Raw genomic sequence first — 269 nt, forward strand, 5'->3', positions numbered from 1 at the left:
GATGTGCAGTTCGATCTCAATGCACTGATCGACGACTGCCTGAGCATCTTCCGCGCCAAGGCCGAGCAACAGAATGTCGAGCTGATCAGCTTTATTCAGCCCCAGGTGCCACGGGTGATCAGCGGTGACCCGACGCGGCTGCGCCAGGCGTTGCTGAGCCTTCTGGAAAACGCCCTGCACAAAACCGATGAAGGCGAAGTGCTGATCGTTGTCGCCCTGGATGAGCGCAGCACCAAGCCGCGCCTGCGTATTGCCGTGCAAGACAGCGG

General features: G+C 60.2%; 1 protein-coding gene. It reads left to right on the plus strand.

The features are described 5' to 3' along the window. A partial coding sequence (locus AAEZ06_RS27365) for a sensor histidine kinase (RefSeq protein WP_502948062.1) occupies positions 1–269 on the plus strand: 269 nt, incomplete at both ends.

It is taken from the genome of Pseudomonas sp. HY7a-MNA-CIBAN-0227 (assembly GCF_040310325.1).
Lineage (GTDB): Bacteria > Pseudomonadota > Gammaproteobacteria > Pseudomonadales > Pseudomonadaceae > Aquipseudomonas.